Source organism: Sporosarcina ureilytica, from assembly GCF_001753205.1.
In the GTDB taxonomy this organism is placed as follows: Bacteria; Bacillota; Bacilli; order Bacillales_A; family Planococcaceae; genus Sporosarcina; species Sporosarcina ureilytica.
In genome coordinates, this window is record NZ_CP017560.1 from 776,564 (window position 1) to 790,415 (window position 13,852).

The following is a 13,852-nucleotide window of genomic DNA, read 5'->3' on the forward strand; positions in this document are numbered from 1 at the left end:
ATGGATTGTCTGATATAAAAGCGTTACACTATGCAATCGATGAAATTACAGAGATTGCAAATGGATTTGGCTTAGATTACTACCCGATGCGCTACGAAATTTGCCCGGCCGATATTATCTATACATTTGGCGCATACGGCATGCCGACCCGTTTTACACATTGGAGTTTTGGGAAACAATTCCACAAGATGAAACTTCAATATGATTTAGGGCTAAGTAAAATTTATGAGTTGGTTATTAATTCCAATCCGTGTTATGCATTCTTATTGGATACAAATAGTTTAATTCAAAATAAATTAATTGTTGCGCATGTACTTGCACATTGCGATTTCTTTAAAAATAATATTCGTTTCGTGAATACGCGTGGTGATATGGTTGAAAGTATGACCGCGACTGCAGAAAGAATTGCAGCGTATGAGATAGAATATGGGAAAGATGAAGTCGAAACCTTTTTAGATGCTGTCCTTGCGATTCAGGAACACATCGATCCTTCCATTGTTAATCGGCGGTTAACGGCGGAGGAAGAAGAGGAATATGTATCGGAGGATGTTGTTCGTAAAACGGAATACGATGACTTGTGGCAAATGGACGTACCAAAAAAGACTTTTGAAAAAAAGAAAAAGAGTAAGAAATTCCCGCTTATACCCGAAAAAGATATATTATTATTTATTGAACAGCACAGTCGTCACTTAGAAGATTGGCAACGAGATATTTTGACAATGATGCGTGAAGAAATGCTTTACTTTTGGCCTCAACTCGAAACGAAAATCATGAACGAAGGATGGGCTTCCTATTGGCATCAAAGAATTTTAAGGGAAATGAATTTAACTGCAGATGAAACGGTGGAGTTTGCCAAATTAAATGCCAATGTCGTACAACCATCTAAAACCTCGATTAACCCTTATTATTTAGGGTTGAAAATATTCGAGGATATTGAAAGACGTTATAATGATCCAACAGAAGAGATGCAGGAAAAAGGCATTGTCCCGAATTCAGGAAGAGAAAAGATTTTTGAAGTAAGAGAGATCGAGTCAGATGCTTCGTTTATTCGAAACTATTTAACGAAAGAATTAGTGCAACGTGAAGATATGTATTTGTTTCAAAAGCAAGGCGGAGATTATAAAATCACCGATAAAGATTATGAAAATGTACGTGAACAACTCGTTTCGATGCGTGTGAATGGCGGATTTCCTTATATTGTCGTTGAAAATGGGGATTACTTATTAAACGGTGAATTGTATTTAGTGCATAAATATGAAGGTACGGAGCTCGATGTCCCTTATTTGGAAAATGTCTTGCCTTATATTTATCGGTTATGGGGACGCATCGTGCATATGGAAACAATTGTCAAAGGGAGAGAAATAGTCTATTCATATGACGGGAAAAAGGTGTCTAGACATTATGTAGGATAAGTGAAGAAAGCGTTAGCATTGAATTGTGCTAGCGCTTTTATATTTTGACGCGAACCCCTTTTTTGTAAGGTTATTAGATGTGTTACAATTGTCTAAAGATTCGTTAGGAAAGGGGAGGAATTGCATGAAGCCAAAAGTTTATTTGACATATCCTGTTTCAGAAGAGGTAGAAGGTTTTATTGCCAAGCATTGTGAGATTCAGAAGTGGGATGGGGAAGGCAGAGTACCTGAAGAAGTGCTGTTAAGGGAAATAAAAGAAATTGATGGGCTTTATACGTCAGGAAGCACGACTGGAAAAATTGATGAGCGTCTATTAAGTCATGCACCATACTTAAAAGTCGTCAGTAATGTGTCTGTTGGCTATAATAATTTTGATGTTGAAGCCATGCGTAAAAGAAATGTGATCGGCACGAATACACCGCATGTGTTGAATGAAACTGTTGCAGATTTAGCTTTTGCATTACTTTTAGCGTCTGCCCGTCGAATCGTTGAGTTAGATAAGTTTGTGAAAGCAGGAAATTGGAAACCTACGACTGTTTATTCGGATACATATGGAAAAGATGTGCATGGTGCCAAATTGGGGATTATCGGGATGGGACGTATCGGTGAAGCCATTGCAAGGCGAGCAAAATTTGGCTTTGAGATGGATATTATTTATCATAACCGTACGAGAAAGCCTGATGCAGAAAAAAAGTACGAAGCGGCGTATCGTGATTTACCAACACTCTTGACGGAAGCCGATTACATAATTTTAATGACGCCATTAACATCGGAAACTTTTCAATTAATTGGGGAAGAAGAGTTTAAATTAATGAAACAATCCGCGGTCTTTATTAATGTATCGCGTGGACAAACTGTCGACGAACAAGCATTAATTCGCGCATTAGAAAATGGAGAGATTTATGCGGCTGGACTAGACGTGTTTGAAAAGGAACCAATCGATGCGGACAATCCATTATTAACGTTACCAAACGTCGTTACGGTTCCACATATCGGTTCTGCAACAGCAAAAACAGAAGCGAAAATGGCGATGCGGGCGGCGGAAAACTTAGTATCCGTTTTAACTGGGAATCAACCACGAGACCCAGTGTGGCAGTAAATTTAGGGGATTGCTAAAGTGGGAAAAGGTGATAGAGTAACCTTTTCTCACTTTTGATTGTTTGAACGAAGTGAAATGATTACAAACTGACCATTAAGGGAATAGAAAGATTAACTCAATAAAACATTTTAGTGAGTAAAGGCTATCTTTATGTAAAATCTCCTTGTTGTATTACAATAAAAAGCGGGATTAGGTTTATAAATAAAAGGAGTATCAAGTTAATGAAAATTAATATTTTATATGAAGATAATCATCTACTTGTCGTTGAAAAACCGGTAAATATTCCAGTACAAGAAGACGCGAGTAAAGATAAAGACTTGTTAACCATTTTAAAAGAAGACATTAAAGTACGTTATAATAAACCGGGAAACGTCTATTTAGCACTTGTTCATCGTTTAGATCGTCCAGTTGGCGGCGTTATGGTATTTGCGAAAACGTCAAAGGCCGCTTCACGATTATCGGACGTCATTCGTAGGAACCATTTAGAAAGAAGATATTTAGCGGTCGTAAGAGGAACACCGAAACAGGAAAAGGCGAAACTAGAACATTTTCTATATAAAGACACCTCAAGGAATATCGTTCGTTCCGTGCCAGAAAATTATAAAGGAGCGAAGAAAGCGATCCTGGAATATGAGTTGTTGGGAAGTCGGGAAGGGCTTAGTTTATTAGCAGTAAAGCTGCATACGGGTCGTTCACATCAAATACGGGTTCAACTTTCTACAATTGGTCACCCATTATTCGGTGACCAAAAGTATGGCCAACAACAAAATCAAAAAGGGCAGCAAATTGCATTATGGGCAAATTTGCTTGAATTTCCGCATCCGACGACCAAAGAATTGGTCAGTGTACAATCGCCGCCACCAAGCGAATATCCATGGAACTTATGGTGATTTTTTCGTCAGACAATCTATTGAAGACCATTATCTCGAATATGATTCCAATGAATGGTATCTTAATCATGTGGAGAGTATAGTATTTAGTGCATAGGAGGAAGATAAATGAATTTATTACAAGTAAGAAGAGGACAATTTGTCTATTATAAAAACGAGTTACACAAAGTGTATTCTGTGCGACCTCTCTCAAGGCTGCCAGTCCTCATGTACCGTATTAAAGATATGGAACAAGTAGCGTCTAGGGCAGAAAATCTAACATTGCATAGACCGCAGCATATGGACTCATTCATGTTATTAGGAAATAGATATACATTGGAAAAAGATAAGCCGGCCGTGGAAGATGGTTATATTTTAATTACCCATCCGGACCCGGGGCATTTAGACAATTATTCGTTAAATGAATTTGAAAAAGTAGCTGAATTAGTTGATAACAAAGCGTATACTACTTTGCTAAATACAGTAAAACCGAAAGAATTTATGGTGATGTCTCCAGGAGTTCATCCGGATAGCCGTAATATCGATTATAAAGACCATTCACAAGTTACTGATGAACAACGTGAAGAAGAACGCATGTTGGAACAGAAAGCAGCTGAAGAAGCCGCAGTCAAACCTTCCGTTGGAGACATTTACATCAATTTAGATAATGGAATTAAAGCAATGATCGTGGCAGTTATTGATGATGAAGTCATTCTAGGTCACGGAGAACGTATGAAGAGTGCAGATTTGGTTGAATCAGATAGCTGGAACCTCATCTATATTACGAATGAAGAAGATTTTTAATGTATCATAATAAAAGCATTGTTTCCGTAAAATGACTTCGGTCTTTTCGGAACAATGCTTTTTTGTGTCTTATCGCTTGCAACTCTGTATTTGCAGTAAAGACAATCCACCTTGTATTCTGTTCAATTCAGTATGAAGTCAGTGCTTTTCTTTGTATTAAGAAAGACGAAGATAGTTTTTTTTGGTAGAATGGAAAAGTTGAAAGGAATAGGAGGATTTTGAGCTTATGATTCGTACATTTAAACAATCGGTTACATTTGAATATATACAAATTATCGTAGGGGCGGCACTCGTTGGACTAGCTTTTAATATCTTCTATTTGCCGGCTCGCTTAGCAGCTGGTGGCGTTTCGGGCATGAGTACGATATTATATGAGCTCTTTCAGTTCAACCCTGCTTATGTACAATGGTTAATTAATATTCCGCTTCTCATTATCGGCGTTATTTTTGTTGGCAGAGAGTTTGGTGTGAAAACTTTTGTTGGTACATTGTCAGTTCCTTTAGTAATTTGGCTAACGGGAGACATGGCATTGACTGTTGAAAATCCCTTGTTAAGTGCCATTTATGGTGGGGCAGTTTTAGGGGTCGGCTTAGGAATCGTTTATCGTGGAAACGGGTCAACGGGCGGGACGACACTCATTGCACAAATTTTAAAGAAATATACTGGACTATCAAGCGGGTTTTCTCAACTCGTTGTCGATGGATTTGTTGTGGTCACATCAGCGTTTGTATTTGATTTTGAACTCGCGTTGTACGCTTTAATGTCAATTTACGTGACGAGTAAGATAATTGACTTCGTTCAGTTGCAAACGTCGCCGACGAAGTTAATTCTTATTATTACGGATAAGGATGAAAAAATCCAATCCATTATAAAAAATGAAATGAACCGCGGTTTAACAAAAGTAAAAACAATCGGCGGCTATTCAAACGCAGAAAAGACGATGGTTTTATGTGTAGTTGAACAATCAGAAGCGGTCTATTTTAAGAAACTATTGCAAGAAGAAGAACCCGAGTCATTCGTTATATTCTTGAATGCGTCGGAAATTTTAGGACGTGGTTTTTCAAGAGCCCAATTTGATCGGGATGAATTAAAGAAGGTCGATTAACATAAAACATCCAGCACTTATGGAAAGTGCTGGATGTTGTTATTTTAAGTTTGGTTTATTTTTATTGAATTCTTCTTGCGCTTCTTTTTTGATTCTATTGATTTCTGCCTCAGCTTTTTTCGCTGCATTTTCTGCGTTTTGCGCCCAATCATAAGATTTATCAGTACGCGAATTGTTGCCCATCACTGTACCTCCATTCTATTTATGGATGTACAGATACTTTCCCCAGGAATCAAAAGATCATACACCCGTAAGAGAAAGAATTTATTTAGCCATTAAGGTCAAAATAGGCATTGATAATCATTTTTAATGTATCATGAGACATGTTTAGATGTGTTACGTGTGTGTCTTGGATAAGTTTTTGTGTATTCGAATCGTCAAAATTAAATGACCTAGATAAGTACACATTAAAAACGTCAATTAACTCATTTAATCGTTCTTCTTCCGGTCTTAATACCGTATTCCGAGGGTCTTCAATAATTTCCAGTTGATTAAAATCAAGCGCATTTTTAATAAGTGTTAAAATATCATAGTTTGTAGCCGGATTAGGGTTTGTTATATGATAAATCGTATTTGGTTCTGCTTTACTTTCAGCGATGGCCAATATATCAGCCACGTAATTGACAGGTACGAAGTTAGAGGTAGCATCTTTACTGCCAATTACACGGTAAATGGTATTGGTGCTTTCAGATACCCGTGCAATACGTCGTTTAAATACATCGAGTGCACGCATAAAGCCGTACAACGTAAATTCCGAATCAGCTTCTCCCGTATTGGAATCACCAACAATAATGGATGGTCGGAAAATGGAAACGTCAAAATCATTCGCATAAGAAAAAGCAAGATGTTCAGATTTTACTTTACTTTCCTCATAAGGATTATGACCTTTCGCTTCGATTGGATACAGTTTCTCCACACCGTAATCATGCTTCCCGATTGTATAGGCTGTGCTAATATAATAGAACTTAGAGACGCCAAGTTGTTTGGCAAGTTCTAGTACGTGTTTTGTCCCATCATAGTTAATTGAAAATAGTTCGTCCCGTAACGCTTCGTCAAATTTAACGAGAGCCGCGAGATGGTAAACAATATCTATATTTCCTTTTATCTCATCAATGTCTGTTTGGGACAAGCCGCAATTTTCTTGCGTAATATCACCTTTGAAAAGACGAATGCGTTCTGCAGACCCGTCTGGAAGTTTACTAATCATTCGTTCTGCCCTCTCAAAGTTTCGGACAAGCACATATAATGTATGGTCAGTCGATTGTATTAAATTCGTGAGTAATTTGCCGCCGAGAAATCCTGTTGAACCCGTTAAGAAAATTGTCAAACTGTACGCCTCCATCATTGTTTTTAGGAGAATGATTCCTTATCCTAATTTCTTTTTTGATTATCTCATAAAACGACATAAAATGATAAGAAACACCTTGCAAAATTTGACTGTGACCTATTTTTCACGTAAATTTAAGGGTAGTGTAGACAAGGATGATTAAAATAGGATACAATATTTAATTCGCCTTCAATACAAGGAGCAATATTTCACGAAGAACTGCATCATTCAAGAAAAGAGGAATATGGAATGGCAAAAGCAGATTTTTTACCAGTAATACTAGGTTCAGATGATAATGCTTACGGTATGGCACGCGCATTTCACGAACAATATGGAATCAAAAGCATCGTTGTGACAAAAGGGCATATTTTGCCGACGATGCATAGTAAAATTGTTGAAAAGAAAATTTATGAACAACTAGATGAACCTCAAATTTTTATAGAGAGTATGCTCAATTTATACGAAGAATTGAAAGAACGAGCGGATAAATTACTTGTCGTAGCGAGTAACGAAAACTATGCAGAACTTGCGATTCGAAATCGCGACAAGTTGGAACCGCATTATGTATTACCTTTTATTAGTGAAGAACTAATGGACCAAGTTGTGTATAAAGAACGTTTTTATGAAATGTGTGAAGAATATGGGCTTGATTATCCGGATACAGTCATTTTCAAAAAAGGAATGGATCCCGAGATGGACTTGCCATTTGACTTTCCGGTAGTTGTAAAAGCATCAGACAGTATGACGTTTTTCAATGCACAATTTGAAGGTAAGAAAAAAGCATATGTTTTGCATGATAAAGCATCTTTTGTAAAGACGATTCAGCAAATATATTCTTCAACATACGAAGACACGCTCATTGTTCAAGATTATATCCCTGGCAACGATACGGTTATGCGTGTGCTTAATGCATACGTGGACCAACATGGAAAAGTGCGTATGATGTGTCTAGGACGAGTGATCCTTGAAGATTACACGCCTATTTTAATCGGAAACTATGTAGGGATTATTGGCGAGGAAAATCAAGAACTCTATGGACAATATAAAAAATTCCTTGAAGAAATTGGCTTTAGAGGCTATGCCAATATTGATTTGAAGTATGATAGAAGAGATGGGAAATATAAAATATTTGAATTGAATATTCGACAAGGTAGAAGTAGCTATTTTGTAACCGCAAACGGTTATAATATGGCAAAATACTTAGTTGAGGATCGCGTATATGATCGACCGGCGCCAACTGAATATGGTACGAATAGTCATTTATGGCATGCTGTCCCAAAAGATCTTCTTATTAATTATACGATGGATGAAGAGTTAAAGAAGCAAGTGATCGATCGGTTTGAAAAGGGACAAGCCTCGAGCACATTATATTATCCAAAAGATTTAGGGCTAATTAGAAGATTTAAATTGCGCTCGTTTTATAAAAATTATTATGCGCGCTTTGAAAAGTATTTTAAACTTAAGGATTAATTTCCTTTGGCGTTTTGTTGCAATTGTCGGTGTTAATAATTGGAGGTAAAGAGCAAATGGCATTGCTTGATGTTACGAATGAAGAAGAAGTAAAAAAATATGATGAATTTGTTCGAAATTCACCGTATCGATCCATGATGCAGGACCGAGCATGGGCAGAAGTGAAAGACGATTGGGGCAATGAACATGTCTATCTTGAAAAAGATGGAGAAATTATTGCTGCAATGTCGATTTTGATTAAACGATTACCACTCGGCTACTCGATGCTCTATGCAACGAGAGGACCGGTTTGTGATATTACAGATATTGATTTAGTTCAAGAACTTTTAAAAGAAGTCGATGTCGTTGCCAAAAAGCATAAGGCAATTATGTTGAAATTTGACCCTGAAGTACCTTATTCGGATGAACTTTATCAGTTATATAGTAATGCGGGCTTTCAGCTCGTTTCAAAAGATGATGATCAAGAAAAGTTAATTCAACCGCGCAAAAATATGGTGCTTGATTTAAAGGACTATGATGAAGAATCAATTATGATGAGATTTTCTAAAAGAGGCCGAAGCAGTATTCGAGGCGGAATTAGACGTGGTGTCGAAGTTAGATATTCCAGAAGTGACGAAGATATCAATCTTCTACACGAAACCTATCGAACGATGGCGGAACGAAACAAAATTACCATTCGTTCTAAAGAGTATTTTAAGCAAATACGGGATTCTTATGAAGATGCCCGGGTGTACATTGCGACACATGAAGATGACTTATTAGCGGCTGCTTTGACCATTAATTATAACGGAAAAATGTATTATTTATATGCGGGTAGCACAAACATTAAAAGAAACTTAAATCCAAACCATGTGATTAATTATGAAATGATTAAATGGGGCTTGGAAGAAGGGGCCGAACAATATGATTTTGGCGGCTTTTTCGAAATAGGTGATGGCTTGTACAATTTCAAGAAAAGTTTTTGCGATAAAGATGGCCCAGTCGAATATATAGGAGAAATCGATAAAGTTTATAAACCATTTATGTATAACCTTTTAGAAAGAGTCATTCCAATGGTTAAACGTCTACGTAAACGTTCAAATGAAAATTGACAGGTGAAATAATTAGTAAAGGTCATGAATGAATTGAAAAAGAAAATGTTAGGAATTATCGGTGGCGTAGGTCCACTTGCAACCATGTTTATCGGTGAAATTATCGTAAGGCGTACAGCTGCGGAGAAGGATCAAGATCATGTAAATATGGTCATTACAAATAATACGAATATCCCGGACCGAACAGCTTTTATTTTAGGTGAAAGTTTAGAGAATCCAGTGCCAGTTATTGTATCAGATGCGAAACGATTACAAGAGGCGGGTGCAGAAATCCTTGCCATGCCTTGTAATACAGCTCACTCGTTTTTGGATGAAATTCAACAAGGGACTGAACTTCAAGTCATCGATATGATTCGGGAAACGGCGATGCGTGCCAAAGAAAAAGGAGCGCGCCGCGTCGGAATACTCGGTACAACTGGGACAATCTCAACAGGCATTTACCAAGGAGCCTGTGAGCGTCTTGGGATGGAGGCAGTCGTACCTGATGACGACGTACAAGCTGTCGTCATGTCGCTGATTTATGACGATATTAAAGCGGGACAACCGGCTGACCCGGAAAAATGGGCAATCATTCGGCAAGCGATGAAAGACGCTCAATGTGATGAAGTAATTCTTGGGTGCACAGAATTATCTATTGTCAGTCAAGAGTTACAATTGAAGGATTGTATTGATTCATTACTCGTATTAGCGGAAACAGCAATCCAACGTTGTGGTTATAAAGTAAAATAAAAAGACATCCAGTAGCGCATAGGGTCGGTTACTGGATGTTTTTTCAACGAAGGAAACCTTAGCGTTGAAGAAAAAATGAGAAAGTAGGGATTAGGATGTCTTTTGTAGAAAAGATGGACACCGTTTTTCAAGAGAAGTGGAAGTTTAAAAATGAAATGCCCATCCAAACAAAGATGGTGCCTGAAGCACTCGATGGAAAAGATATCGTTGCTGAATCACCAACTGGCACGGGGAAAACGCTCGCTTATGTACTGCCACTTTTGCATCTTGTCGATGGCACAAAAAAGCAAACACAAGCACTAATCGTTGTGCCATCCCAAGAACTAGCGATGCAAATTACCGATATCATTAGAGAGTGGGTTGCAGGAACAGCGATAACAGTCGCGCCATTAATTGGTGGTGCAAACGTTAAGCGACAAATCGAACGTTTGAAAAAGAAACCGACGATAGTTGTTGGAACACCAGGACGATTGATGGAATTAAGTCAATCAAGAAAACTGAAGCTTTTTGATATACGTCATATTGTCCTTGATGAAGGTGATGTGTTATTATCACGTGAACACCGTGTGAAAATTAAAAATATGATTAGCGGATCGAATCCAGATCGGCAAGTTATCGTTGTCTCGGCAACGATTACGGATGAAATCGAACGTGTTGCGAACGAATTTATGAATGAACCGCTACATATCAAGCTAGCCGCAAAACATATTCCACGGGCTGGTACAGTCACGCATTCATTCATTGAAACGTCGGTACGTGATAAAACGGATATCTTAAGAGGACTTTCCCACTTACCCAACATACATGCGCTCGCTTTTGTGAACAATGTGGATCAAGTTTGGATGAAGGAGGCAAAACTGCTTTATAATAAAGCACCGATTGTCGTTTTACATTCCAATATGCGTTCTGCTGAGCGACAACAGGCATTAGAAAGTTTCCGAAAAGGTAAATCGAGTATTTTAATTGCCACAGATTTAGCTGCTAGAGGTCTTGATATCGAAGGGCTAACACATGTCATTCATGTAGATGTTCCCCATACGATTGAGCAATATTTACATCGGTCGGGAAGAACAGGCCGGGCAGGCGAGGACGGGGAAGTGTTGACGTTACTTGCGCCTCATGAAGAAGGAGATTATCGCAAGCTTACGAAAGGTCTTCATTCAACAGAAAAAATTTGGCGACATGGTAAATTACAAGAAAAACAAAACATCAGAAGAAAATAAAAAAAGCTATCATTGGAATAAATTTCAATGATAGCTTTTTAAATGTTAGAAAGGCTAACCATCGCTTTCCGCATTTTGGTTAATCTAGCTGCAGGCGACAGCTTCCCGGGACACTTCAGACCTTCCCAAAAGGCGAAAAGATGCCATTTTTGTGGTAAGACCTCCAGTGCCTGTCGAGGCTGAACGACGCCTTCCGCTTTTGTCTAGGCTAGCTGCAGGCGACAGCCTCTCGGGACACTTCAGACTTTCCAAAAAGGCGAAAAGATGCCTTTTATGGTAAGTCTTCCAGTGTCTGTCGAGGCTAAACGTCGCCTTCCGCTTTTGTCTAGGCTAGCTGCAGGCGACAGCCTCTCGGGACACTTCAGACTTTCCAAAAAGGCGAAAAGATGCCTTTTATGGTAAGTCTTCCAGTGTCTGTCGAGGCTAAACGTCGCCTTCCGCTTTTGATATTATAGTTGTGTTAAAATAATCGGTTTATCTTTTGTCACGATAATTGTATGTTCAACTTGGGCAACTAAAGATTTGTCTGGCGTAACGAATGTCCAACCATCTCCCAGTTCAACAATGTTTTCTGCTTTTTCAGAGATAAATGGTTCAACTGCAAGAACCATTCCGTCTTGTAATAGGGTTTTATCCCATGCATCATAATAGTTTAAAATATGTTGAGGTTCCTCGTGCAATGCAGTACCGATGCCGTGACCCGTTAAGTTACGAATCACGCTTAATCCATGACTTTTCGCTTCACGCTCAACCGCTTTTCCAATACCGCTTAAATTCGACCCAGCTTTTACACGCGTCATCGCACGGTCAAATGCACTTTGGGCAACGTCACATAACTTTTGTTTCCGCTCGTCCGGTGTACCAACGACGAAAGAAATACCCGTATCCGCGAAGTATCCGTCGCAAGATCCAGAAACATCAATATTTACAATGTCCCCATCTTTAATGACGCGCGATCCAGGAATGCCGTGTGCAACTTCATGCTCCACGCTAATGCACGTATATCCAGGGAAGTCATATTGAGAAATTGGCGCGGAAACAGCACCTTTTTCTTTGAAAAGACGTCCGCCAAGTTCATCTAATTCTTTTGTTGTTATGCCAGGGACTGTTGCATTTTTCATTTCTTCTCTAATTTCGGCAACGATTTTCCCGATTTTTTTAAGACCATTTATATCTTGTTCTGTCTTTGCAATCATTCAAAACAAATCCTTTCTTACCGTTCATTTATTTACATTCTACACTATACCATATAAAAATTAGAAATAAAAAAAGCCTGTCCTCTTGAAAAGAGTTCAGGACCTACTTTGAATGAAATATGTTACTTTAACACCTTCACTCCTTGGAAAACATTCCAAATAATAATTGCGATAAATAGTAAACTATAAATGAAGGTGAATAGAAAAGGGGCTATGTGCCAAAAATCAAAACTGCCGTTAATAATCGTCATCATTCTTTTTTCAACAGTGAACATGGAAAAAGAGAAAATAATTACGCCGCAGATAAGTAGAATCACTGGAACAAAGTGTGAAATTAGGGACCGCTTTGCATGAAATTTGACTTCAAGCTCCTCAGAAACTAAATAGATAACAAACGGTAATAAGAGTGGAAAAAAGAAAACGCTAAAATAGCAAAGTGCACTTAATATTTTTTTATTTGACATAGAAATCCTCCTTCCAAAGCAGATGCATATATGCATAGCTTGCTTAATATAGAGAACTCTTATACAATTAAACTGATAAGTATTACCACAAGGGGAGCCAACTGGCTGAGAAAGAACAAAACGTTCTGACCCTTTGAACCTGTAAGTTCATACTTGCGTAGGGATGTGGATGGAAACAGACATGTTGGGGAAGTATACATACTTCGCCTTATATGAAGATTTCCGTTCTATGAGGAATGTCTTTTTTTACTGCTTAATAATTGGATAAGATTGAATCGTAGCGTAATAAATCTGAATGTAGCGTATTAATCTTTCTACAATATTAGATTTTAATCATAAGGCAATCTGCTATATGGTCTAAATGATGTATAGAAAATGATGTCGAGGTACTATTAAGCGAACGCGTTTGTTCATTACATCCCTACAAAAAATGTAGGGAGGAAAATTGTTATGCATAGGAAAAGATTACAGTTTTTAATGGAGGTAGCAATACTTGGAGCTTTGTCGTTTATTTTAGATAAACTTACAGTATTTGTTATGCCGCAAGGCGGCTCAATAACACTTTCAATGTTACCAATTATTGTCATGGCGTTCCGCTGGGGCATAAGCGGTGGTTTACTAACAGGTTTTCTGAGCGGCTTGTTACAACTGATTACCGGCGGGACCATATTCCATTGGGCACAGGCTTTAATGGATTATACGTTAGCCTATACATTAGTGGGCGTTGCAGCAATTACCGGTATTTGGTTGGCAAATAGTATGGCCAAAGGGCGCAAAGGGAGTATGGTTGCGGCGATTGTCATCGGTTCGGTTATTGGCGGTCTTCTTCGATTCTTTATTCATTTCGTTGGAGGAATTGTATTCTTCGGAGAATATGCTCCTGCTGGCCAGCCTGTTTGGTTATATTCATTAGTCTACAATGCAAGTTACATGATTCCTTCAATTTTATTATGTAGCATTGTGGCGAGTATACTATTTACAAGCGCACCAAGACTATTAAAAACAGCATGAAAAAACGTCTTTCTCTATATTTTTAGAGAAAGACGTTTTTTAAAATACATAT

At 38.2% G+C, this 13,852-nt stretch carries 14 protein-coding genes and 1 riboswitch; of the genes, 10 read left to right on the forward strand and 4 right to left on the reverse strand.

All coding sequences use genetic code 11. From position 1 onward, the window contains the following. The first annotated feature begins 5 nt into the window (after nt 1-5). The 5 genes from BI350_RS03890 to BI350_RS03910 all read left to right on the forward strand — a co-directional run bounded on the left by BI350_RS03890 (nt 6) and on the right by BI350_RS03910 (nt 5,289). Entirely contained in the window at nt 6-1,412 is a 1,407-nt protein-coding gene (locus BI350_RS03890; protein ID WP_075526932.1) for a SpoVR family protein, read from the forward strand. 124 nt (nt 1,413-1,536) lie between these two features. Then, nucleotides 1,537-2,511: a 2-hydroxyacid dehydrogenase gene (locus BI350_RS03895; RefSeq protein ID WP_075526933.1), complete on the forward strand. Its 975-nt coding sequence runs from the start codon at nt 1,537-1,539 to the stop codon at nt 2,509-2,511. 221 nt (nt 2,512-2,732) lie between these two features. After that, complete coding sequence (locus BI350_RS03900) at nt 2,733-3,401, forward strand: RluA family pseudouridine synthase (protein ID WP_075526934.1); 669 nt, start codon at nt 2,733-2,735, stop codon at nt 3,399-3,401. Between the two features lie 108 nt (nt 3,402-3,509). Further along, nucleotides 3,510-4,184, forward strand: a complete 675-nt coding sequence (locus BI350_RS03905) for a hypothetical protein (protein ID WP_075526935.1) — start codon at nt 3,510-3,512, stop codon at nt 4,182-4,184. 226 nt (nt 4,185-4,410) lie between these two features. Beyond that, on the forward strand, nt 4,411-5,289 hold the full coding sequence (locus BI350_RS03910) for a YitT family protein (protein ID WP_075526936.1): 879 nt from the start codon (nt 4,411-4,413) through the stop codon (nt 5,287-5,289). Nucleotides 5,290-5,328: 39 nt separating this feature from the next. Here BI350_RS03910 and BI350_RS16845 read toward each other — a convergent pair whose 3' ends face one another. Both BI350_RS16845 and BI350_RS03915 read right to left on the reverse strand, forming a co-directional pair. Then, the gene (locus tag BI350_RS16845; RefSeq protein ID WP_155767466.1) at nt 5,329-5,472 is read right to left on the reverse strand and encodes a hypothetical protein; all 144 of its coding nucleotides are present in this window, start codon (nt 5,470-5,472) and stop codon (nt 5,329-5,331) included. A gap of 85 nt (nt 5,473-5,557) precedes the next feature. After that, nucleotides 5,558-6,616, reverse strand: coding sequence for an SDR family oxidoreductase (locus tag BI350_RS03915; RefSeq protein WP_075526937.1), 1,059 nt, complete (start codon nt 6,614-6,616; stop codon nt 5,558-5,560). 249 nt (nt 6,617-6,865) lie between these two features. Between BI350_RS03915 and BI350_RS03920 the strand changes: the two genes are divergently transcribed. The 4 genes from BI350_RS03920 to BI350_RS03935 all read left to right on the forward strand — a co-directional run bounded on the left by BI350_RS03920 (nt 6,866) and on the right by BI350_RS03935 (nt 11,129). Continuing rightward, a complete protein-coding gene (locus tag BI350_RS03920; protein ID WP_075526938.1) occupies nt 6,866-8,086 on the forward strand; it encodes a carboxylate--amine ligase in 1,221 nt (406 codons plus the stop codon). 56 nt (nt 8,087-8,142) lie between these two features. Beyond that, nucleotides 8,143-9,177, forward strand: coding sequence for a lipid II:glycine glycyltransferase FemX (locus BI350_RS03925; protein WP_075526939.1), 1,035 nt, complete (start codon nt 8,143-8,145; stop codon nt 9,175-9,177). A 33-nt stretch (nt 9,178-9,210) separates the two neighbouring features. Next, nucleotides 9,211-9,906, forward strand: coding sequence for a cysteate racemase (gene cuyB, locus BI350_RS03930; RefSeq protein WP_075529226.1), 696 nt, complete (start codon nt 9,211-9,213; stop codon nt 9,904-9,906). Nucleotides 9,907-10,001: 95 nt separating this feature from the next. Next, nucleotides 10,002-11,129: a DEAD/DEAH box helicase gene (locus BI350_RS03935; RefSeq protein WP_075526940.1), complete on the forward strand. Its 1,128-nt coding sequence runs from the start codon at nt 10,002-10,004 to the stop codon at nt 11,127-11,129. Between the two features lie 449 nt (nt 11,130-11,578). Here BI350_RS03935 and map read toward each other — a convergent pair whose 3' ends face one another. Together map and BI350_RS03945 are read right to left on the reverse strand one after the other, a co-directional pair. Next, nucleotides 11,579-12,325 (reverse strand): type I methionyl aminopeptidase, encoded by a 747-nt coding sequence (gene map / locus BI350_RS03940; RefSeq protein WP_075526941.1) that lies wholly within the window; start codon nt 12,323-12,325, stop codon nt 11,579-11,581. A gap of 122 nt (nt 12,326-12,447) precedes the next feature. Continuing rightward, complete coding sequence (locus tag BI350_RS03945) at nt 12,448-12,789, reverse strand: magnetosome magnetite crystal formation protein family (protein WP_075526942.1); 342 nt, start codon at nt 12,787-12,789, stop codon at nt 12,448-12,450. Nucleotides 12,790-12,869: 80 nt separating this feature from the next. Continuing rightward, nucleotides 12,870-12,970: riboswitch (TPP riboswitch) on the forward strand. A gap of 269 nt (nt 12,971-13,239) precedes the next feature. Here BI350_RS03945 and thiT point away from each other — a divergent pair. Then, on the forward strand, nt 13,240-13,800 hold the full coding sequence (gene thiT / locus BI350_RS03950) for an energy-coupled thiamine transporter ThiT (RefSeq protein ID WP_075526943.1): 561 nt from the start codon (nt 13,240-13,242) through the stop codon (nt 13,798-13,800). The last annotated feature ends 52 nt before the right edge of the window (nt 13,801-13,852 follow it).